Here is an 18,915-nt window from a genome sequence, read left to right on the forward strand (position 1 = left end):
TTAGTATCGGTTGCGAAAAAGGAGGCGCGCGCAGGAGGGAGAGGCGTTGCGGGTTTCGTGGCCCATGAGGCAGGGGCGGTACGACGCTTGAATCTTTAGCCAGCCATTACACGAAGGCAAACGAACTGGCTACTGACTGCGATAGGGCTCAGGGAGTCTGCGGCTTGTCCGGGGCGGTCAGGCCAGCCTGAATGCGTTGGTAGATCTCTTCGCGGTGTACGGCAACGTTCTTTGGCGCGTTGATGCCGATGCGAACCTGTTGGCCGCTGACGCCGAGAATGGTGATCGTTATGTCGTCACCAATGTTTATGCTTTCACCGACTTTGCGGGTGAGTATCAGCATGGTCTTCTCCTTGATTGCTTGTGGGGCACCTGATGCAGGCAGTGCAGAGGTCGGTGGTACGTATAGATTAGTGCGAAGTCTCACATTTTGGGTGCATCTTTCTGACGCGCAGATGCGGCATTAATTCCCAGCGCGTAACTATACAGGGGCTGTAATCATCAATCTCGTTGTTTTGTGCCCATTTTGTTGGACTCGGAAAGCATTCGCGAATGTTAAGATCGCCGCTTTCGGAATTCAGAGGGACGCGTTGTGCGCAAATTGGTCTGGGTAGTCGCGGCTCTGGTCCTGGCAGGATGTGGTGAAGGCAAGAGTGTGGATGCGCAAAAGCCGAAGTCGGAGGCCGTTGCGGCGTCTGCCGTAGCCTCGGCCCCACAGTGGGATCTTGAGGTGCGTGGTGAAACCACTCAGGCGGTCAGCGACCTGAGCGGCTGGTTGATCGAGCACGCTTTTGTGCCCAGCGTGATCAAGGACAGCAGTGGCAATACCCGGATTCTGGTTGGCCCGTTCAACTCGAAAGCCGATGCCGAAGCGCGTCAGGTTGAGTTGAATGCTGCCCTGGTTCGGGCGAAAAAGCAGAACATCGAATCGCTGGTGATCGAGCGCACAGCCGCTCAGTAAGGGATCCATTCGGCGGGGAAGGCTAAAGGGCGTCTGGTGTGGCTCGTTTCAATGGAGTTACCGACGAATCCAGAAGGAGCTCCCGATGGCCTCCGCCACACCCTACAAATTGTTCGATGTAGTGCTGCGTCAAAAGCAACAGTTAAGCCCTCATCTGATGCGGGTAACGCTTTCCGGTCCTCCAGTGAGCGAGATGGCAACCTGGGCGCCGGATCAGCGGGTCAAACTGTTTTTCCCTGCCCAGAATGGGTCGCCTTCAAGACTGGCTCAAAGTGAAGGCTGGTATAACCGTTTCCGTGCAATGCTGGCGGATCGGCGTCCGGCAATGCGCACCTATACCATCCGTCATTTGCGTGCAGAGCAGGGCGAGGTGGACATCGATTTTGTCTTGCACGGTGAGACCGGTCCCGCCTCGCGATGGGCGTTGCATGCGCAGCCGGGAGAGTCGATGCAGATTCTGGCACCCGACAGCCGTTTCTCGGCCAAAGAAGCGGGTGGCTACGAATGGAAGCCCCCGCAGAACCTGAAGCAGGTTTTGCTGGTGGCTGATTCGACTGCGTTGCCGGCCGCGATGGGAATCCTGGACGAACTGGCGGCACTTGCCGAGCCGCCACAGACCCAGGCGTTTTTCGAGGTGGAGAGTACGCAGGACATGCTGCCGGTCCCGGATTGGCCGGGTCTGTTCGTGGAGTGGCTGATTCGGGAACAGGCGGGGGCGGCAGTGGCTGGCACGCTGATGGTGGAGGCGGTGCGCCAGGCGGTATTGCCAGTGGATGCATCGTCGGTCGGCCAAGCGATCGAGTTGGCGGATGTCGACATAGACAAGGACATTCTCTGGGAGGTTGCCGACCTGGCTGCCGAGGGATTCTATGGCTGGGTCGCCGGCGAGTCCGCTGCGGTGATGAGTCTGCGCAAACATCTGATCAAGGAGCGTGGCATTCCTCGTGACTCGCTCAATCTGATGGGCTACTGGCGTTACAACAAGCCCGGCAGCTAGCCACAAAAAAGGCCTCGAACTTAATGTTCGAGGCCTTTTTTGTGCGCGGTAGGTCAACCGCAGGCTTTCATATTCACCGGTCCGACGAACTCATTGCCGCGACCCATCACGCACGCCACGCTTTGATTACGCTGGCGTTCCCAGTCCTGGACCGGATAAGTCTTGTCCCATGCTTCGTAGAGTTGCCGGTCTTGCTTCGACAGACGCAAGCCATATTGCTTGCTCATGTAGAAATAGGTGCGGGCGATCATGCCGCGAATCGAAGGGCGGGGCATGACCTTCTTCGCCTTGAAGTCGACCTGAGTCAGGCATGAGCCGTACTGGCCTTTCTGCACAGGCAGCCAGCCGTAGCTGAAATTGCTGCGGTCGCCGTTGACCTCGCCGATGCTCGGCACGAGGTTGTGCAAGTCGGCTTCGGCTTTCTGATAGGACGGATCGTAGCGCGTGCAATTCTTGCGACCGCCGTCCTGCCAGCACTGACGCTGATGGCCAAACTCCCAGGCCGGGACAATATGTTCCCATTCGATTCGTGATGCGCGTTTGGCGTTTTTGCGGGGCACATAACCGCAAGCGGCCAGATCTACCTTGTTGCCTGTGTATTTGCAGCCGCAATAAAACTCGGTGGACTGTGGTGCGTACAGCTTCCAGGCGACCTTCTTGGCTTCGTTGAATGTGCGCGGCGCAGCAGCCTGGGCACCGATGGAAATGAACAGCAACAGCAAAGCAAAACAGCGGACACTCATTGAATCAATCTTCCTTAGGCACAACCCAGAAAATCTGCACACCACCATCGTCGCGATAAGCGAGCGTGACGTTGTCGTTCTCGTCAATCTCCTCAAGCAAGCGCTCCCACTCATCCACGGGTTCATCCGCGAGGCGGAAAATCAGGGCGGCTTTGGCTTTTTGTGCGGAGGGGGAATTGATGATTTTTTGAACACGCATGCCCATGCGTTCGTAAGCGTCAGGAGCATCAGGGGAGGTGGCCACGAGGTTATCCTTATTATGCTGTACGTGCATACAGTATTTAACTGTGGGCATTTTCGCAACTGCTTAAAATTAAAGAGAATCCTCTGACAGCGCTTTTCCGGTTTTGATGTGGTGCAGGTTAAATTTTTCTGCAGGAAAGATCAGAAGCAACTGTAGGCATCTCCTCATCACTCGCCGCAATGGCGAGTGGTGAGGAGATGCCCGATCGAGAGCGGATCGGGCGGAGGCGAATCAGTATTCCCAGAACATCCGCTGCAGTTCTTTGCTGTCGTTGGTTTTGGTCAGGGCGACCATGGCCAGGATGCGGGCTTTTTGCGGGTTCAGATCATGGGCGACGACCCAATCGTACTTGTCGTCAGGCTGTTCGGCGTTGCGCAGAACAAAACCGCCGGCATTGACATGAGACGAGCGAATGATCTGCACGCCGTCCTTGCGCAGGGCTTGCAGGGTCGGAACTACGCGAGAGGAAACCGAGCCATTGCCGGTGCCGGCGTGAATGATCGCTTTGGCGCCAGACTGCGCCAGTGCCTTGTAGGCAGTGTCACTGACATTGCCGTAGGAATAGGCGATTTCCACATCAGGAAGGCTCTTGATGTTCTTGATGTCGAACTCCGAGTCCATGGTGTGGCGCTTGGCTGGCAGGCGGAACCAGTAAGACTTGCCCTCTACCACCATGCCCAGGGGGCCCCAGGCACTTTTGAACGCTTCGGTTTTGATGTTGATCATCTTGCTGACATCGCGACCGGACTGGATTTCGTCGTTCATGGTCACCAGTACGCCTTTGCCGTGGGCTTCCTTGCTGCTGGCCACCGCGACCGCGTTGTACAGATTGAGCATGCCATCTGCGGACATGGCAGTGCCTGGGCGCATGGAGCCGACAACAATGATCGGCTTGTCGGTTTTTTCCACCAGATTCAGAAAATAGGCAGTCTCTTCGAGGGTATCGGTGCCGTGGGTGATCACGATGCCATCGACATCCTTGCTGTCCGCCAGCTCGGCAACGCGGCGGCCCAGTTGCAGCAGGTTGTCATTGGTGATGCTTTCCGAGGCGATCTGCATGACTTGTTCGCCACGCACATTGGCCAGCTTGCTCAGTTCGGGAATGCCGGCGATCAGTTGATCAACACCCACTTTGGCCGCTTGGTAAGTGGCGCTGTTGGCAGCGCTGGCGCCAGCGCCGGCGATGGTGCCGCCTGTCGCGAGAATGACGACGTTGGCGAGTTTGGTCTGGGTTTCGACTTCTTTTGCCTGAGCGGCAGAGGGCAGGAGCAGCAGGAGGGCCATGGCGCCCGGAAGCAAAGTACTGAATGCAGATTTCATTATTTTCTCTTCTAGTAGTGAGACGGTGCTGATGCAGGTTCATCTAGATGCACCCCCGACCGATCTGAATGCCTGGGGTATCGGGAGGGGAGCAGGATCTGTACCAGACGTACTGTGCTTGAGGGAAATGTTTAACCTTATGATTTAAATCAAGATTTGTTCATGGCAAGGTCATCTGCAAAGGGCCGCGCATCCGGGTATCCGAACGCGGGGCATTTTCCTGGTCGGATCTCCGAAAAGGACTACACGACATTGATTGGCGATTCCCACAGCTTTCTAAAGAAATCGAGGTTCTGGTCGATTTGTATGAAAAGGAATACACATCTCAGGGGCTTTTATGTCGATGACAATTGGTTTTTCGGATCCGGGCAAGGTCACCATCGGTGGTCGATCTGTCGATACGATCAATGCGCTGAAAAAGGCCGATCAGGAAGCGGCGGAGAAGGCGAAGGATAAGGATGAAGGTGCTCCCGCTCAGGTCAGAACCGGTGGCGCCGCTCCGGAGGAAAAGGCAGATGAAAGCGGTGGGGCAGGCGGCCAGAGTCTCACGGTAAAAATGCTGCTCAAGCGCATGAAGGAGTTGCAGAAACAGCTGCAGGAACAACAACAGCAACTGGCGGCTGCGCAGGCTGCGAAGTATCCGACGGAAGAGGCCAAGACGACGGCCGTCACGGCTGTTCAGGGACAGATCGCTCAGACCAATGCGGCGCTTGCCGTTGTGGCCGGCAGCCTGGCCAAGGAACTTGCCAAAGAAGCGGGTAGCGGTTCGGTGATCAACACCACGGCATGATGAAAGGGCGGTTCTGCAAGGAATCGCCCTACGAAAAAAGCAGATTTTCAATCGTTGACAAATGTCGGCGGGATTCGCATAGTTCGGTCTACGCAAACGTTTGCGCGGCTTTCGTGGTGGTCTATCCATTGACGCAAGTGGTGCAGCTTATGCCAGTGCAAGCGTTGCTCACAATAATCATAAGATCGGAGTGAACCCAATGAAGCTGCCATTCGCTGGACGTCTTCTCGCTGTCGCTATGCTGGCTGCCGCGTCCGCCGCACTGCCTGTCTCTTCGGCTTTCGCCGAATCCCCTGAAAAACCCAAAGTCGCACTGGTCATGAAGTCCCTGGCCAACGAATTCTTCCTGACCATGGAAGACGGCGCGAAGGCCTATCAGAAAGAACACTCCGCTGATTTCGACCTGATCTCCAACGGCATCAAGGACGAGACCGACACCGCGAACCAGATTCGTATCGTCGAGCAAATGATCGTGTCCAAGGTCGACGCACTGGTGATCGCGCCGGCCGACTCCAAGGCCATGGTGCCGGTCATCAAGAAAGCTGTGGATGCCGGTATCACCGTGATCAACATCGACAATCAGCTTGATCCGCAAGTCGTCAAAAGCAAAAACATCAACGTTCCGTTCGTAGGCCCGGACAACCGCAAGGGTGCGCGCCTGGTCGGCGAGTACCTGGCCAAGCAACTGAAGGCCGGGGATGAAGTTGGCATCATTGAAGGGGTCTCCACCACGACCAATGCCCAGGCCCGTACGGCCGGTTTCAAGGACGCGATGGAGGCGGCGCAAATCAAGGTCGTGTCGCTGCAGTCCGGTGACTGGGAAATCAACAAAGGCAATCAGGTTGCCTCCTCGATGTTGAGCGAATACCCGGAAATCAAGGCTTTGCTGGCCGGTAACGACAGCATGGCCGTCGGTGCCGTTTCCGCTGTGCGTGCCGCTGGCAAGGCCGGCCAGGTGAAGGTGGTCGGTTACGACAACATCAACGCCATCAAGCCAATGCTCAAGGACGGTCGTGTGCTGGCCACCGCAGACCAGTTCGCCGCCAAGCAGGCGGTGTTCGGCATCCAGACCGCGCTGAAAATCATCAAGGGCGAGAAAGTCGACAGCGGTGCCAACGGCGTGATCGAAACGCCGGTTGAACTGGTTACCCAATAAGTCTTCTGGCAACACAATGGCGCTCGCCCGTCCGGGCGGGCGCATGGAGAGTTTTTATGTCAGTTTCCGCCCCGAACGCTGTCCTCTCGGTCAGCGGTATCGGCAAGACTTATGCGCAGCCAGTGCTTGCAGGCATCGATCTGGAGCTGATGCGCGGTGAAGTGCTGGCGCTGACCGGTGAGAATGGCGCGGGTAAAAGCACCCTGTCGAAAATCATCGGCGGCCTGGTGACGCCCACCACGGGCCAGATGCAATTCCAGGGCAAGGACTATCGCCCGGGCAGTCGCACCCAGGCCGAAGAGCTCGGCGTGCGCATGGTCATGCAGGAACTCAATCTGTTGCCGACCCTGTCGGTGGCGGAAAACCTGTTTCTCGACAATTTGCCAAGCAATGGCGGCTGGATCAGTCGCAAGCAACTGCGCAAGGCTGCCATCGAGGCGATGGCTCAGGTCGGGCTGGATGCCATCGACCCGGATACCCTGGTCGGCGAGTTGGGCATCGGTCATCAGCAAATGGTCGAAATCGCCCGCAACCTGATCGGCGATTGCCATGTGCTGATCCTCGACGAGCCCACCGCGATGCTCACGGCTCGCGAAGTGGAAATGCTGTTCGAGCAGATCACCCGGTTGCAGGCGCGTGGCGTGGCGATCATCTACATCTCCCACCGTCTCGAAGAGCTGGCGCGAGTCGCCCAGCGGATTGCCGTGCTGCGTGACGGCAATCTGGTTTGCGTCGAGCCGATGGCCAATTACAACAGCGAACAACTGGTGACCCTGATGGTCGGGCGCGAGTTGGGCGAGCACATCGACATGGGGCCGCGCAAGATCGGTGCTCCGGCGTTGACGGTCAACGGGTTGAGCCGTTCCGATAAAGTGCGAGACGTCTCTTTCGAAGTCCGTGCCGGTGAAATATTCGGTATTTCCGGACTGATCGGCGCGGGGCGCACCGAGCTGCTGCGCTTGATCTTCGGTGCGGATGTCGCCGACGGCGGCACGGTGGCGCTCGGCTCGCCGGCTCGAGTGGTGAGCATCCGCTCGCCGGTCGATGCGGTGCGCAACGGCATTGCTTTGATTACCGAAGACCGCAAGGGTGAAGGCCTGCTGCTCAGTCAGTCGATCAGCGCCAACATCGCCCTGGGCAACATGCCGGAAATTTCCAGCGGTGGTTTCGTCAACAGCGGCGACGAGATTGCGCTCGCGCAGCGGCAGATTGATGCCATGCGCATCCGCAGCTCGAGTCCGACTCAACTGGTTTCCGAGCTGTCGGGCGGTAACCAGCAGAAGGTCGTGATCGGTCGCTGGCTGGAGCGTGATTGTTCGGTGCTGCTGTTCGATGAGCCGACCCGCGGTATCGATGTCGGTGCCAAATTCGATATCTATGCCTTGCTGGGCGAGCTGACCCGGCAGGGGAAAGCCCTGGTGGTGGTCTCCAGCGACTTGCGCGAGCTGATGTTGATTTGCGACCGGATCGGAGTGCTGTCGGCAGGAAGGCTGATCGACACCTTCGAGCGTGACACCTGGACCCAGGATGATTTGCTTGCCGCCGCGTTCGCCGGCTACCAAAAACGTGATGCGTTGCTCAACGAAGCAGCGCCTAGGGATCTCCCATGAAAACTGCAACTTCCGCCGGCAAACGTAGTGGCAACTTTTACGGCATGGGCACCTATCTGGGCCTGGCCGGAGCCTTGCTGGCGATGGTCGCGCTGTTCTCGGTGATGAGCAGCCATTTTCTGTCCTATAACACCTTCAGTACCCTGGCCAACCAGATTCCCGATCTGATGGTGCTGGCCGTGGGCATGACCTTCGTGCTGATCATCGGTGGTATCGACCTGTCGGTTGGCTCGGTGCTGGCGCTCGCCGCTTCGACGGTCAGCGTGGCGATTCTCGGCTGGGGCTGGAGCGTGCTGCCAGCGGCATTGCTGGGGATGGCAGTGGCTGCCCTGGCAGGTACTGTCACCGGTTCGATCACGGTTGCCTGGCGTATTCCGTCGTTCATCGTGTCCCTCGGTGTGCTGGAAATGGCGCGCGGTCTGGCGTATCAGATGACGGGGTCGCGTACCGCCTATATCGGTGATTCGTTCGCCTGGTTGTCGAACCCGATCGCCTTCGGCATTTCGCCGTCGTTCATCATCGCCTTGCTGGTGATTTTCATCGCTCAAGCGGTATTGACCCGGACGGTGTTCGGTCGCTATCTGATCGGTATCGGCACCAACGAAGAAGCGGTACGCCTGGCGGGGATCAATCCCAAGCCCTACAAAATTCTGGTCTTCAGCCTGATGGGCTTGCTGGCGGGGATTGCGGCGCTGTTTCAGATTTCCCGTCTGGAAGCCGCCGATCCGAATGCCGGCTCCGGTCTGGAGCTGCAAGTGATTGCGGCAGTGGTGATCGGTGGCACCAGCCTGATGGGCGGGCGTGGGTCGGTAATCAGTACCTTCTTCGGGGTGCTGATCATCTCCGTGCTGGCGGCCGGTCTGGCGCAGATTGGCGCGACCGAGCCGACCAAGCGCATCATCACGGGAGCGGTGATCGTCATCGCCGTGGTGCTGGATACGTATCGTAGTCAACGCGCAAGCCGACGGGGCTGAGACATGGCAACGATCAAAGATGTGGCGGCGCTCGCGGGGATTTCCTACACGACCGTGTCCCATGTGGTGAACAAGACCCGACCGGTCAGCGCGCAAGTGCGGCTCAAGGTGGAGGCGGCAATCAAGAGTCTCGACTACGTGCCGAGTGCCGTCGCCCGGTCATTGAAGGCCAAGACCACCGCGACTATCGGGCTGTTGGTGCCCAATAGCCTCAACCCGTACTTCGCCGAGTTGGCGCGGGGTATCGAGGATTACTGCGAGCGTAACGGCTACTGCGTGATCCTCTGCAATTCCGATGACAACCCGGAAAAGCAGCGCAGCTATCTGCGAGTGCTGCTGGAGAAGCGTATCGACGGCTTGATCGTCGCATCGGCGGGTGGCGACAGTGGTCTGGCGGAAGGCCTGGCCGGTGTGAAAACGCCAATGGTGATCGTCGACCGTGGGCTGGAAGGTGTCGATGCGGACCTGGTGCGCATCGATCACGAATACGGTGCTTATCTTGCTACCCGGCATCTGCTGGAGCTGGGGCATCGCGATATCGCCACCATTGGTGGTCCGGCCAGTACCAGCGTGGCGCAAATGCGTCTGGCCGGGTTTCGCCGGGCATTGAAGGAGGCGGGTGTCGAGGTGCCGGCGGCGCGGATGCTGGAAAGCGACTTTACCAGCACCGGTGGTTACAACGCGGCGTCGCTGCTGCTTGAGGGCAGTCCGCCAAGTGCGATTTTTGCCGGTAACGACATGATCGGCATCGGTGTGCTGCGTGCCGCTGCCGAGCGCAATGTGCGCGTTCCTGCCGAGCTGTCGGTGATCGGTTTCGACGATATCCAGATGAGCCGGTATGTGTACCCGGCGCTGACCACCGTGGGCCAGTCGATCCTGCAACTGGGCGAGATGGCTGCGGAAGTGTTGCTGAAAAGGATTGCCACGCCGGCTTTGACCACCGATCAGCGGATCGTCACCCCGAGCATTGTCTTGCGAGAGTCGACCGCGCCACTGGCGGGTGTGTTTACCGAGTACCGCTGAAACCGAATTTATGAGTAGCGATGTATGCCAGCAAATGTAGTGGTAATAGGCAGCCTGAACATGGATCTGGTGACCCGTGCGCCTCGTCTGCCAAACGGTGGGGAGACGCTGATCGGTCACTCGTTCGCCACGGTGTCCGGTGGCAAGGGAGCCAATCAGGCTGTCGCTGCGGCGCGTCTTGGCGCGCAAGTGGCGATGGTGGGTTGTGTCGGCAACGATGCGTACGGCGTGCAATTGCGCGACGCACTGCTGACCGAGGGCATCGATTGTCAGGCGGTCACCACTGTCGAGGATTCCAGTGGCGTGGCGTTGATCGTGGTCGACGACAACAGTCAGAACGCAATCGTGATCGTTGCCGGGGCCAACGGCGCAATGACGCCGGCGGTCATCGATCGCTTCGATGCGGTACTGCAGGCGGCGGACGTGATCATCTGCCAGCTCGAAATCCCTGATGCCACCGTGGGGTATGCGCTCAAGCGCGGCCGTGAGCTGGGCAAGATCATGATCCTCAATCCGGCGCCCGCCAGTCGTCCGCTGCCTGCGGATTGGTACTCGTCGATCGATTATCTGATTCCCAATGAGAGCGAAGCCGCCGCGTTGAGCGGTTTGCCGTTGGATTCGCTGGCGGCAGCAGAGCGCGCTGCCAGCCATCTGATTGCCATGGGCGCCGGCAAGGTGATCATCACCTTGGGGGCGCAGGGCTCGCTGTTCGCCAATGGCACCGGTTTCGAACATTGTCAGGCACCGACCGTGAAGGCTGTCGATACTACGGCGGCCGGAGACACCTTCGTGGGTGGTTTTGCTGCGGCGCTGGCCTCCGGAAAGTCCGAGTCCGAAGCCATTCGTTTCGGGCAGGTCGCTGCGGCATTGTCCGTCACCCGGGCCGGTGCCCAGCCGTCCATTCCCGTTTTGTCCGACGTACAGGGTTTCAAATCCGCATGAAAAAGACTCCTTTGCTCAATGTCGCGCTGTCGCGCCTTATCGCATCCCTCGGGCATGGCGACATGGTGGTGATCGGCGACGCCGGCCTGCCGGTGCCTCCAGGTGTCGAGTTGATCGACCTGGCACTCACTCACGGAATTCCGGATTTCGTCAGCACCCTCAAGGTTGTGCTCAGCGAGATGCAGGTGGAAAGCCATGCGCTGGCCAAGGAAATCCTCGATAAGCAACCGACTGCACTGACAGCGCTGGATGCGTTGAACGACGAGGGGGCAATCGGGCGGCGTGATCTGCTCAGTCATGAGCAATTCAAGGTTCTCAGCCGACAGGCACGAGCGATAGTTCGTACAGGCGAATGTCAGCCGTACTGCAACATCGTTCTGGTGGCCGGGGTAACGTTTTAACGGGGCATCGCCCCTGTTTTTCACCAGCACAAGGAATGCGCCATGCACCGCTATGCTCAGAAAATGCACCAACTGATCCGGAGTCTGCTGCTTTTGTCATTGATAACCGCAACTGGCGCCCAGGCGGCAGAGAAGATCGATCTGATCATCGATACCGACCCGGGCGCCGATGATGTAGTTGCACTGCTGTTTGCTCTCGCTTCGCCTGAAGAATTGAAGATTCGGGCGTTGACCACCGTGGCCGGCAACGTGCGCCTCGACAAGACGTCGCGTAACGCACGTCTGGCGCGCGAGTGGGCAGGGCGCGAGGACGTGCCGGTCTACGCTGGTGCTCCAAAACCGCTGATGCGCACGCCGATCTACGCCGAGAACATCCATGGCAAGGAAGGCCTGTCGGGTGTCACGGTACATGAGCCGAAAAAAGGCCTGGCACAGGGCAATGCGGTCAACTACCTGATCGATACGCTCAAGAGCGCCAAGCCGCACAGCATCACCATCGCCATGCTCGGGCCGCAGACCAACCTGGCGCTGGCGCTGATCCAGGAGCCGGAAATCGTCCAGGGCATCAAGGAAGTAGTGGTCATGGGCGGGGCGCACTTCAATGGTGGCAACATCACTCCGGTGGCTGAGTTCAACCTGTATGCCGACCCTCAGGCAGCCGAAGTGGTGCTCAAGAGTGGCGTCAAGATGACGTATCTGCCGCTGGACGTGACCCACAAGATCCTCACCAGCGATGCGCGCCTGAAGCAGATCGCGGCGCTTAACAACAATGCGAGCAAAATTGTCGGCGACATCCTCAATGAGTACATCAAGGGGGACATGGAGCACTACGGCATTCCGGGTGGTCCGGTGCATGACGCCACGGTCGTGGCCTATCTGCTCAAGCCCGAGCTGTTCACCGGTCGTTCGGTGAATGTCGTGGTGGACAGCCGCGAAGGTCCGACCTTCGGTCAAACCATTGTCGACTGGTATGACGGCCTCAAGGCGCCGAAGAATGCCTTTTGGGTGGAAAATGGCGATGCCCAGGGATTCTTCGATCTGCTGACCGAGCGCCTGAAACGCTTGAAGTAAGCTACAAACCCGCAGGTTTCAGCCTGCGGGCTCTCTCACTCCCGCTCGATATCCGAGGCGCCGGTGTAGTCGCCCGGATACTTCTCGAACACCTGCGCGATGAATGATTGCGCGCCTTGTGTGCCGAGCGTCCTGACCAGCAGATCAATGCTGATCAACGCCAATTCTTCCGGGCTGCCCGGGCTGTATGAGCTATGGCCCTGTGGCCAGACAGCCTTGATATCGGCGGTAATGCTTACGGTGCTCATGATGGGGCTCGAGGATCGGAAATTCGGAATCCTGAGTTAACCACTTTGTCGGTCATTTGACACTGCGACTTAGGCATGAATGCAACGCTATGCGACACTTGGTCTTTTCCGGCTTAACCCAGGACTGACTTGTGCAGATCGATTTGAACTCTCCCGATGGCCTGACGCTTGAAAGCGTGCGTCAACTGCTGGCGTCGGCTAGTGACGACATGCACACCCAGTTACGTGTGACGAAGGCGGGGATTGCCTATATTTCTTCCGGTGTCACGGGTGGCCAGGACATCGATGGTCTGCTGTTTCGCCTGGAAACCTGGGCCAAGGGCTCGGGGTATGTGGGAAATGTCGCGGCCAGCGATGAAGTCTGGGTCATGCAGATTTTCAATGCGCTCAAGGAAAACTGGCCCAATCCGCCGTATGACTACATCGATGTCTACTGAGCATTAATATTCAGTGACGATTCTGTGGTGAGGCATCGGACGTAGCTCAGGCAAACTCGGCGTTTTTCCGATCGTGGGGCAGGGGGCTGCGCCTGTCGTGAAACCAAACGCCGGATTGGCGGTCGCACGATCTCAGCTTAACTATTGAAAGAAGGAGGCTTCATGCCTTGGAAGCTCGCGTCACTGGGTACTGTTATGGCTATGGCCATGTTGGCTGGCTGCAATACAACATCCAGCGAACCGGCCAGCGCTCCTGTGGCGACCGAATCCGGTCATAGCCGCTGTGAGGCTCAGGCAGCAGAGTTCACCATCGGTAAAAAGGCGTCACCGGAGCTGCTGGAGCAGGCACGTTCCCGTGCCGGTGCGCAAAACGCCCGATTCCTCAAGCCCAACGACATGATTACCCTGGAATACCGCTCTGATCGGCTGAATCTGAACACCGATAACAATCTGGTCGTCACCCGCGTCAACTGCGGCTGATCTGCAAAGCGTTTGATCAGGCATAAAAAACCCCGTCACATGGACGGGGTTTTTTTAGTGCGCCGGGAGATTACTCTGGGCGAACTTGTGCAGCTTGCATACCCTTTTGGCCTTTCTCAGCCACGAAGGAAACGGTCTGGCCTTCTTTCAGGCTTTTGAAACCGTCAGTTTCGATAGCTTTGAAGTGTACGAACAGGTCGTCACCGCCACCTTGAGGAGTGATGAAGCCGAAGCCTTTTTCATCGTTGAACCATTTAACGGTGCCGGTTTGGCGATTAGACATGGTGTATCTCCAAGAAACATATATTTTCAGTAGTACTGTGCTGCTCAGGCCAACTGGGCACACCGGGGTATCATAGTCGAAATGTTCGCTTTGGTAGCCCCCCGGCGGCACTGTTTGCTTTCATATTGCAGTCATCTCAGTGGCTGAAATGGCTGAAAGCCCCGGTTTCAAAGGCTTTCAGCCGAGAAAGGAGGGCGTAAAAAAAGCTATAAAAGCTGCGTAAATTATCGGTTTAATAAGCTTTTTCGCGCTTTTCTGACCGCTGGCAGCTCGAAAACCCTATCGCTTGACCTTATTTCTGAACCCGGCAAACCGAGATTTCTTTCAATGCGCGCTGGCCCAGTTCGCCGCTGGGTGGGGTGTTTTTGTCCATCAATTGGGCGATTTCCTGGGTCGTGAATTTTTTCTCCAGAACGTCGGCGCCGCAGGTGCAATGCTGCTTGGCCACGGTCGGGTTGACACTTTGGCTGGCGGCTTTTGTGCAATCGTTCATATATTGCTCTTTCACGCCGGCAGGCCACGCAGCGTGCGCGCTCAGTGGCAGCAGCATGGCCAGCGGGGCCGCGAAAGCGAAAAGTCGGATAAGGCGCATATCTGGAGACTCCTTGGTTGGGTGGTTCGTGGCAATTCTCAGCCCATTTGAGGTTAGACGTACATCTCAAGTTCACCGGATGCCGTGAATAGTGCGCAAATCGAGTCAGGCGCGACTCGTTCGCTTTAATGGCCGGCCATCTGTGCTAGCATGCCTGCCTCGGGCGTTTGCAGGCTCCGGTGACCTTCAGTTCCGGTAGCGGCAGCGTTCGAATACCCTGATTTGAATCCCAGTCACTCTGGTTTGGTTCCCGGTTGGCCGCAAGGCTCCTGCCGCTGTAAGGCAGGCGTTCGTCATTGAATGGCCTGGACCGGATCTTGTACTGGCTCATCCCAACCCACGTGACCTTTGGTAGGGGTCACCACTAGGAGAGGAGGCGCCATGCCAACTATTACTCTTCCCGACGGCAGTCAACGTTCATTCGATCACCCGGTTTCCGTAGCCGAGGTCGCCGCATCCATCGGCGCGGGCCTGGCGAAGGCCACCGTGGCCGGCAAGGTCAATGGCCAACTGGTCGACGCCTGCGACATCATCGACAGCGACGCGACGCTGCAAATCATCACGCCAAAGGATGAAGAGGGGCTGGAGATCATTCGCCACTCTTGCGCTCACCTGGTTGGCCACGCGGTCAAGCAGCTGTACCCGACGGCCAAAATGGTCATCGGTCCGGTCATCGACGAAGGTTTCTATTACGACATCGCCTATGAGCGTCCTTTCACTCCGGACGACATGGCCGCCATCGAACAGCGCATGCAGCAGTTGATCGACAAGGATTACGATGTCATCAAGAAGGTCACTCCGCGCGCCGAAGTGATTGAAGTGTTCAAGGCTCGTGGCGAAGACTACAAACTGCGCCTGGTCGAGGACATGCCGAACGAGCAGGCCATGGGCCTGTACTATCACGAAGAATACGTCGACATGTGCCGTGGTCCGCACGTGCCGAACACGCGTTTCCTGAAATCCTTCAAGCTGACCAAGCTGTCCGGTGCTTACTGGCGCGGTGATGCCAAGAACGAGCAACTGCAGCGCGTTTATGGCACAGCCTGGGCTGACAAGAAGCAATTGGCTGCCTACATCCAGCGCATCGAAGAAGCGGAAAAGCGCGATCACCGCAAGATCGGCAAGCGTCTGGGCCTGTTCCATACCCAGGAAGAAGCGCCGGGCATGGTGTTCTGGCACCCGAACGGCTGGACGTTGTATCAGGTACTCGAGCAGTACATGCGCAAGGTTCAGCGTGACAACGGCTACCTTGAGATCAAGACGCCGCAAGTCGTTGACCGTAGCCTGTGGGAAAAGTCCGGGCACTGGGCCAACTACGCCGACAACATGTTCACTACCGAGTCGGAAAGCCGCGACTACGCCATCAAACCGATGAACTGCCCGTGCCACGTGCAGGTGTTCAATCAGGGTCTGAAGAGCTACCGCGAGTTGCCGATGCGTCTGGCCGAGTTCGGTGCCTGCCACCGTAACGAGCCGTCGGGTGCTCTGCACGGGATCATGCGCGTGCGCGCGTTCACTCAGGACGATGCCCATATCTTCTGCACCGAAGAGCAGATGCAGGCCGAATCCGCTGCGTTTATCAAGCTGACGCTGGATGTCTACGCCGATTTCGGCTTCAAGGACATCGAGATGAAGCTGTCCACTCGTCCGGAAAAGCGCGTGGGTTCCGACGAACTCTGGGATCGCGCCGAAGCTGCACTGGCCGCCGCCCTTGATAGCGCGGGCCTTCCGTACGATCTGCAGCCGGGTGAGGGTGCTTTCTACGGTCCGAAGATCGAGTTCTCGCTGAAAGATTGCCTCGGTCGTGTGTGGCAGTGTGGTACCCTGCAGCTCGATTTCAACCTGCCTATCCGTCTCGGCGCCGAATACGTCTCCGAAGACAACAGCCGCAAGCATCCTGTGATGTTGCACCGGGCGATCCTCGGTTCCTTCGAGCGTTTCGTCGGGATTCTGATCGAGCACTACGAAGGTGCATTCCCTGCGTGGCTGGCGCCAACCCAGGCAGTGGTCATGAATATCACTGATAAACAGGCAGATTTTGTCGCTCAGGTCGAAAAAACTCTCAACGAAAGCGGGTTTCGTGCCAAGTCTGACTTGAGAAATGAAAAGATCGGCTTTAAAATCCGCGAGCATACCTTGCTCAAGGTTCCCTATCTTTTGGTTATCGGAGATAAGGAAGTCGAGACGCAGACTGTCGCTGTGCGTACTCGTGAAGGTGCTGACCTGGGCTCGATGCCCGTCTCCCAGTTCACTGAGTTCCTCGCGCAAGCGGTTTCCCGGCGTGGTCGCCAAGATTCGGAGTAATTATTATTAAGCGTGAAATGAGACAAGATAAACGAACTGCACCGAAAGCCCCGATCAACGAGAATATCTCGGCACGCGAGGTTCGGTTAATTGGCGCTGACGGCGAGCAGATTGGCATCGTCTCGATTGATGAAGCGCTTCGTATTGCTGAAGAAGCCAAGCTTGATCTGGTAGAAATTTCCGCCGACGCAGTCCCACCGGTTTGCCGAGTGATGGACTACGGCAAATCGATCTTCGAAAAGAAGAAGCAGATTGCAGCGGCGAAGAAAAACCAGAAGCAGATTCAGGTAAAAGAAATCAAGTTTCGTCCAGGGACGGAGGAAGGGGATTACCAGGTAAAACTACGCAACCTGGTACGTTTCCTGAGTGACGGGGACAGGGCCAAGGTATCCTTGCGATTCCGCGGCCGTGAGATGGCCCACCAGGAGCTGGGGATGGAACTCCTCAAGCGGGTTGAAGCTGACCTGCAAGAGTACGGTTCGGTCGAACAGCATCCTAAGATGGAAGGACGCCAGCTGATCATGGTCATCGCCCCGAAAAAGAAGAAGTAATCAACAGGGCACGGCAGGCCTTCTGATTATGTTTATCAACTGAATGCGGAGTATCCGAACATGCCAAAGATGAAAACCAAAAGTGGTGCTGCTAAGCGGTTTCTGAAAACTGCTAACGGTATCAAGCACAAGCACGCTTTCAAGAGCCACATCCTGACCAAAATGTCGACCAAGCGTAAGCGTCAACTGCGCGGTAGCAGCTTGCTGCATCCGTCTGACGTGGCAAAAGTCGAGCGCATGCTGCGCCTTCGTTAATTTTTGGATCAAGAATAGAGGAAGTAACTCATGGCTCGTGTAAAGCGTGGCGTCATTGCCCGTAAGCGTCACAAAAAAATTCTGAAACTTGCTAAAGGCTACTACGGCGCACGTTCCCGCGTATTCCGTGTTGCCAAGCAAGCGGTAATCAAGGCAGGCCAATACGCCTACCGTGACCGTCGTCAGAAAAAACGTCAGTTCCGCGCTCTGTGGATCGCTCGTATCAACGCTGGTGCTCGTATCAACGGTCTGTCCTACAGCCGTTTCATCGCCGGCCTGAAAAAAGCGTCCATCGAGATCGACCGTAAGGTTCTGGCTGATCTGGCAGTGAACGAAAAAGCGGCGTTTGCTGCGATTGTCGAGAAAGCTAAAGCCACCTTGGCTTAAGTACCCCCGACAGTCACCCGGCCTCACCTGTGTGGGGTCTGGTGTTAAACGTCATAAATAGGGGAAGAGCCTTCAAGCTCTTCCCCTATTTTGTATCTGGAGTCTGTACATGGAAAACCTGGATGCGCTGGTCTCTCAAGCACTAGAGGCTGTGCAAAGCGCTGAAGATATCAATGCCCTGGAGCAAATCCGGGTTCACTACCTTGGTAAAAAGGGCGAATTGACTCAGGTGATGAAGACCCTGGGGAATTTGCCGGCAGAGGAGCGTCCGCAGGTCGGCGCCCTGATCAACGTTGCCAAGGAACGTGTCACAGAAGTTCTCAATGCGCGCAAGGCGTTGTTCGAGGAGGCCGATCTTGCGGCCAAACTCGCCGCCGAGTCCATTGACGTGACCCTGCCTGGCCGTGGCCAGACTTCCGGCGGTCTGCATCCGGTTACCCGGACTCTGGAACGTGTTGAACAGTTCTTCACCCGTATTGGCTACGGCATCGCCGAAGGCCCGGAAGTCGAAGACGACTATCACAACTTCGAGGCGCTCAACATCCCAGGCCACCACCCGGCCCGGTCGATGCATGACACCTTCTATTTCAATGCCAACATGCTGCTGCGCACCCATACCTCGCCGGTACAGGTCCGCACCATGGAATCGAAACAGCCGCCGATCCGCATTGTCTGCCCTGGCCGTGTGTACCGCAGCGACTCCGATATCACCCACTCGCCGATGTTCCATCAGGTCGAAGGCCTGTTGGTTGATCGCGACATCAATTTTGCCGACCTGAAAGGCACCATCGAAGAGTTCCTGCGGGTGTTCTTCGAGAAAGAGCTGGCGGTGCGTTTCCGCCCTTCGTACTTCCCGTTCACCGAACCGTCCGCTGAAGTCGACATGGAATGCGTGATGTGCAGCGGCAAAGGCTGCCGTGTATGCAAGCAGACCGGCTGGCTGGAAGTGATGGGTTGCGGCATGGTCCACCCGAACGTGCTACGCATGTCCGGTATCGATCCGGAAGAGTTTTCGGGCTTCGCCTTCGGCATGGGCGTTGAGCGTCTGGCCATGCTGCGTTACGGCGTGAACGACTTGCGTCTGTTCTTCGACAACGACTTGCGGTTCCTCGCGCAATTTCGCTAGTCGTAACGAATTTTTAGGAG

The 18,915-nt window shown here is 57.5% G+C and carries 24 protein-coding genes; 17 read left to right on the forward strand and 7 right to left on the reverse strand.

Annotated features, from left to right (window positions below):
- Nucleotides 1–148 precede the first annotated feature (148 nt).
- The gene (csrA, locus tag N8H74_RS25120) at nt 149–343 is read right to left on the reverse strand and encodes a carbon storage regulator CsrA (protein WP_003179932.1); all 195 of its coding nucleotides are present in this window, start codon (nt 341–343) and stop codon (nt 149–151) included.
- 249 nt (nt 344–592) lie between these two features.
- Between csrA and N8H74_RS25125 the strand changes: the two genes are divergently transcribed.
- Complete coding sequence (locus N8H74_RS25125) at nt 593–961, forward strand: SPOR domain-containing protein (protein WP_217831723.1); 369 nt, start codon at nt 593–595, stop codon at nt 959–961.
- An 85-nt stretch (nt 962–1,046) separates the two neighbouring features.
- On the forward strand, nt 1,047–1,958 hold the full coding sequence (locus N8H74_RS25130; RefSeq protein WP_262151130.1) for a siderophore-interacting protein: 912 nt from the start codon (nt 1,047–1,049) through the stop codon (nt 1,956–1,958).
- 53 nt (nt 1,959–2,011) lie between these two features.
- Here the strand turns inward: N8H74_RS25130 and N8H74_RS25135 are convergent, their stop codons facing one another.
- The 3 genes from N8H74_RS25135 to N8H74_RS25145 form a co-directional block, all read right to left on the reverse strand.
- Nucleotides 2,012–2,701, reverse strand: a complete 690-nt coding sequence (locus N8H74_RS25135) for an endonuclease I family protein (protein ID WP_217831725.1) — start codon at nt 2,699–2,701, stop codon at nt 2,012–2,014.
- Nucleotides 2,702–2,705: 4 nt separating this feature from the next.
- The gene (locus N8H74_RS25140) at nt 2,706–2,975 is read right to left on the reverse strand and encodes a DUF1654 domain-containing protein (RefSeq protein ID WP_262151228.1); all 270 of its coding nucleotides are present in this window, start codon (nt 2,973–2,975) and stop codon (nt 2,706–2,708) included.
- A 201-nt stretch (nt 2,976–3,176) separates the two neighbouring features.
- Nucleotides 3,177–4,265 carry an asparaginase gene (locus tag N8H74_RS25145; RefSeq protein ID WP_217831727.1) on the reverse strand — a complete coding sequence of 363 codons (1,089 nt, stop codon included), beginning with the start codon at nt 4,263–4,265 and terminating at the stop codon, nt 3,177–3,179.
- Nucleotides 4,266–4,602: 337 nt separating this feature from the next.
- Here N8H74_RS25145 and N8H74_RS25150 point away from each other — a divergent pair, with 337 nt between their 5' ends.
- The 8 genes from N8H74_RS25150 (at nt 4,603) to N8H74_RS25185 (ending at nt 12,232) form a co-directional block, all read left to right on the forward strand.
- Entirely contained in the window at nt 4,603–5,055 is a 453-nt protein-coding gene (locus tag N8H74_RS25150; RefSeq protein ID WP_217831728.1) for a hypothetical protein, read from the forward strand.
- 199 nt (nt 5,056–5,254) lie between these two features.
- Entirely contained in the window at nt 5,255–6,211 is a 957-nt protein-coding gene (locus N8H74_RS25155; protein WP_217831729.1) for a sugar ABC transporter substrate-binding protein, read from the forward strand.
- A 56-nt stretch (nt 6,212–6,267) separates the two neighbouring features.
- Nucleotides 6,268–7,821 (forward strand): sugar ABC transporter ATP-binding protein, encoded by a 1,554-nt coding sequence (locus N8H74_RS25160; protein ID WP_262151136.1) that lies wholly within the window; start codon nt 6,268–6,270, stop codon nt 7,819–7,821.
- The gene (locus tag N8H74_RS25165) at nt 7,818–8,795 is read left to right on the forward strand and encodes an ABC transporter permease (RefSeq protein ID WP_217831731.1); all 978 of its coding nucleotides are present in this window, start codon (nt 7,818–7,820) and stop codon (nt 8,793–8,795) included. Before N8H74_RS25160 ends, N8H74_RS25165 begins: the two co-directional genes overlap by 4 nt.
- Before the next feature lie 3 nt (nt 8,796–8,798).
- Nucleotides 8,799–9,818 (forward strand): LacI family DNA-binding transcriptional regulator, encoded by a 1,020-nt coding sequence (locus N8H74_RS25170; RefSeq protein ID WP_262151139.1) that lies wholly within the window; start codon nt 8,799–8,801, stop codon nt 9,816–9,818.
- A gap of 24 nt (nt 9,819–9,842) precedes the next feature.
- Nucleotides 9,843–10,760, forward strand: a complete 918-nt coding sequence (gene rbsK, locus N8H74_RS25175) for a ribokinase (protein ID WP_262151141.1) — start codon at nt 9,843–9,845, stop codon at nt 10,758–10,760.
- The gene (gene rbsD / locus N8H74_RS25180; protein ID WP_217831734.1) at nt 10,757–11,161 is read left to right on the forward strand and encodes a D-ribose pyranase; all 405 of its coding nucleotides are present in this window, start codon (nt 10,757–10,759) and stop codon (nt 11,159–11,161) included. The genes rbsK and rbsD overlap by 4 nt, the downstream gene beginning before the upstream one ends.
- A 42-nt stretch (nt 11,162–11,203) precedes the next feature.
- Nucleotides 11,204–12,232 carry a nucleoside hydrolase gene (locus N8H74_RS25185; RefSeq protein ID WP_262151143.1) on the forward strand — a complete coding sequence of 343 codons (1,029 nt, stop codon included), beginning with the start codon at nt 11,204–11,206 and terminating at the stop codon, nt 12,230–12,232.
- A gap of 35 nt (nt 12,233–12,267) precedes the next feature.
- On the opposite strand, the gene N8H74_RS25190 is transcribed toward N8H74_RS25185, so the two are convergent.
- On the reverse strand, nt 12,268–12,480 hold the full coding sequence (locus N8H74_RS25190) for a hypothetical protein (protein WP_217831736.1): 213 nt from the start codon (nt 12,478–12,480) through the stop codon (nt 12,268–12,270).
- Nucleotides 12,481–12,611: 131 nt separating this feature from the next.
- On the opposite strand from N8H74_RS25190, the gene N8H74_RS25195 reads away from it, so the two are divergent.
- Entirely contained in the window at nt 12,612–12,917 is a 306-nt protein-coding gene (locus N8H74_RS25195; RefSeq protein WP_262151145.1) for a hypothetical protein, read from the forward strand.
- A 162-nt stretch (nt 12,918–13,079) separates the two neighbouring features.
- Nucleotides 13,080–13,397, forward strand: coding sequence for an I78 family peptidase inhibitor (locus N8H74_RS25200; RefSeq protein WP_217831738.1), 318 nt, complete (start codon nt 13,080–13,082; stop codon nt 13,395–13,397).
- 70 nt (nt 13,398–13,467) lie between these two features.
- On the opposite strand, the gene N8H74_RS25205 is transcribed toward N8H74_RS25200, so the two are convergent.
- Together N8H74_RS25205 and N8H74_RS25210 are read right to left on the reverse strand one after the other, a co-directional pair.
- A complete protein-coding gene (locus N8H74_RS25205) occupies nt 13,468–13,680 on the reverse strand; it encodes a cold-shock protein (RefSeq protein WP_007956027.1) in 213 nt (70 codons plus the stop codon).
- A 292-nt stretch (nt 13,681–13,972) separates the two neighbouring features.
- Nucleotides 13,973–14,272, reverse strand: a complete 300-nt coding sequence (locus N8H74_RS25210; protein ID WP_217831739.1) for a hypothetical protein — start codon at nt 14,270–14,272, stop codon at nt 13,973–13,975.
- Nucleotides 14,273–14,653: 381 nt separating this feature from the next.
- On the opposite strand from N8H74_RS25210, the gene thrS reads away from it, so the two are divergent.
- From thrS to pheS, 5 genes are all read left to right on the forward strand, one after another.
- Nucleotides 14,654–16,576 carry a threonine--tRNA ligase gene (gene thrS, locus N8H74_RS25215; RefSeq protein WP_217831740.1) on the forward strand — a complete coding sequence of 641 codons (1,923 nt, stop codon included), beginning with the start codon at nt 14,654–14,656 and terminating at the stop codon, nt 16,574–16,576.
- Complete coding sequence (gene infC, locus N8H74_RS25220) at nt 16,576–17,127, forward strand: translation initiation factor IF-3 (RefSeq protein ID WP_217831760.1); 552 nt, start codon at nt 16,576–16,578, stop codon at nt 17,125–17,127. The genes thrS and infC overlap by 1 nt, the downstream gene beginning before the upstream one ends.
- Before the next feature lie 60 nt (nt 17,128–17,187).
- The gene (rpmI, locus tag N8H74_RS25225) at nt 17,188–17,382 is read left to right on the forward strand and encodes a 50S ribosomal protein L35 (RefSeq protein ID WP_002553160.1); all 195 of its coding nucleotides are present in this window, start codon (nt 17,188–17,190) and stop codon (nt 17,380–17,382) included.
- 30 nt (nt 17,383–17,412) lie between these two features.
- On the forward strand, nt 17,413–17,769 hold the full coding sequence (gene rplT, locus N8H74_RS25230; protein ID WP_007905879.1) for a 50S ribosomal protein L20: 357 nt from the start codon (nt 17,413–17,415) through the stop codon (nt 17,767–17,769).
- Nucleotides 17,770–17,878: 109 nt separating this feature from the next.
- Nucleotides 17,879–18,895 (forward strand): phenylalanine--tRNA ligase subunit alpha, encoded by a 1,017-nt coding sequence (pheS, locus tag N8H74_RS25235; RefSeq protein ID WP_077044525.1) that lies wholly within the window; start codon nt 17,879–17,881, stop codon nt 18,893–18,895.
- Nucleotides 18,896–18,915: the final 20 nt, after the last annotated feature.

Origin of the sequence: Pseudomonas sp. B2M1-30 (genome assembly GCF_025447575.1) — a bacterium.
GTDB classification, from domain to species: Bacteria; Pseudomonadota; Gammaproteobacteria; order Pseudomonadales; family Pseudomonadaceae; genus Aquipseudomonas; species Aquipseudomonas botevensis.

What these genes read in the sequence shown, in the direction of transcription:
- pheS (WP_077044525.1), top strand. Translation starts at nt 17,879, where the DNA reads ATGGAAAACCTGGATGCGCTGGTCTCTCAAGCACTAGAGGCTGTGCAA.
- thrS (WP_217831740.1), top strand. Translation starts at nt 14,654, where the DNA reads ATGCCAACTATTACTCTTCCCGACGGCAGTCAACGTTCATTCGATCAC.
- rbsK (WP_262151141.1), top strand. Translation starts at nt 9,843, where the DNA reads ATGCCAGCAAATGTAGTGGTAATAGGCAGCCTGAACATGGATCTGGTG.
- N8H74_RS25190 (WP_217831736.1), bottom strand. Translation starts at nt 12,480, where the DNA reads ATGAGCACCGTAAGCATTACCGCCGATATCAAGGCTGTCTGGCCACAG.
- N8H74_RS25135 (WP_217831725.1), bottom strand. Translation starts at nt 2,701, where the DNA reads ATGAGTGTCCGCTGTTTTGCTTTGCTGTTGCTGTTCATTTCCATCGGT.
- N8H74_RS25140 (WP_262151228.1), bottom strand. Translation starts at nt 2,975, where the DNA reads ATGCACGTACAGCATAATAAGGATAACCTCGTGGCCACCTCCCCTGAT.
- rplT (WP_007905879.1), top strand. Translation starts at nt 17,413, where the DNA reads ATGGCTCGTGTAAAGCGTGGCGTCATTGCCCGTAAGCGTCACAAAAAA.
- N8H74_RS25145 (WP_217831727.1), bottom strand. Translation starts at nt 4,265, where the DNA reads ATGAAATCTGCATTCAGTACTTTGCTTCCGGGCGCCATGGCCCTCCTG.
- N8H74_RS25150 (WP_217831728.1), top strand. Translation starts at nt 4,603, where the DNA reads ATGTCGATGACAATTGGTTTTTCGGATCCGGGCAAGGTCACCATCGGT.
- N8H74_RS25155 (WP_217831729.1), top strand. Translation starts at nt 5,255, where the DNA reads ATGAAGCTGCCATTCGCTGGACGTCTTCTCGCTGTCGCTATGCTGGCT.
- rbsD (WP_217831734.1), top strand. Translation starts at nt 10,757, where the DNA reads ATGAAAAAGACTCCTTTGCTCAATGTCGCGCTGTCGCGCCTTATCGCA.
- csrA (WP_003179932.1), bottom strand. Translation starts at nt 343, where the DNA reads ATGCTGATACTCACCCGCAAAGTCGGTGAAAGCATAAACATTGGTGAC.
- rpmI (WP_002553160.1), top strand. Translation starts at nt 17,188, where the DNA reads ATGCCAAAGATGAAAACCAAAAGTGGTGCTGCTAAGCGGTTTCTGAAA.
- N8H74_RS25160 (WP_262151136.1), top strand. Translation starts at nt 6,268, where the DNA reads ATGTCAGTTTCCGCCCCGAACGCTGTCCTCTCGGTCAGCGGTATCGGC.
- N8H74_RS25165 (WP_217831731.1), top strand. Translation starts at nt 7,818, where the DNA reads ATGAAAACTGCAACTTCCGCCGGCAAACGTAGTGGCAACTTTTACGGC.
- N8H74_RS25200 (WP_217831738.1), top strand. Translation starts at nt 13,080, where the DNA reads ATGCCTTGGAAGCTCGCGTCACTGGGTACTGTTATGGCTATGGCCATG.
- N8H74_RS25130 (WP_262151130.1), top strand. Translation starts at nt 1,047, where the DNA reads ATGGCCTCCGCCACACCCTACAAATTGTTCGATGTAGTGCTGCGTCAA.
- N8H74_RS25205 (WP_007956027.1), bottom strand. Translation starts at nt 13,680, where the DNA reads ATGTCTAATCGCCAAACCGGCACCGTTAAATGGTTCAACGATGAAAAA.
- N8H74_RS25170 (WP_262151139.1), top strand. Translation starts at nt 8,799, where the DNA reads ATGGCAACGATCAAAGATGTGGCGGCGCTCGCGGGGATTTCCTACACG.
- N8H74_RS25210 (WP_217831739.1), bottom strand. Translation starts at nt 14,272, where the DNA reads ATGCGCCTTATCCGACTTTTCGCTTTCGCGGCCCCGCTGGCCATGCTG.
- N8H74_RS25185 (WP_262151143.1), top strand. Translation starts at nt 11,204, where the DNA reads ATGCACCGCTATGCTCAGAAAATGCACCAACTGATCCGGAGTCTGCTG.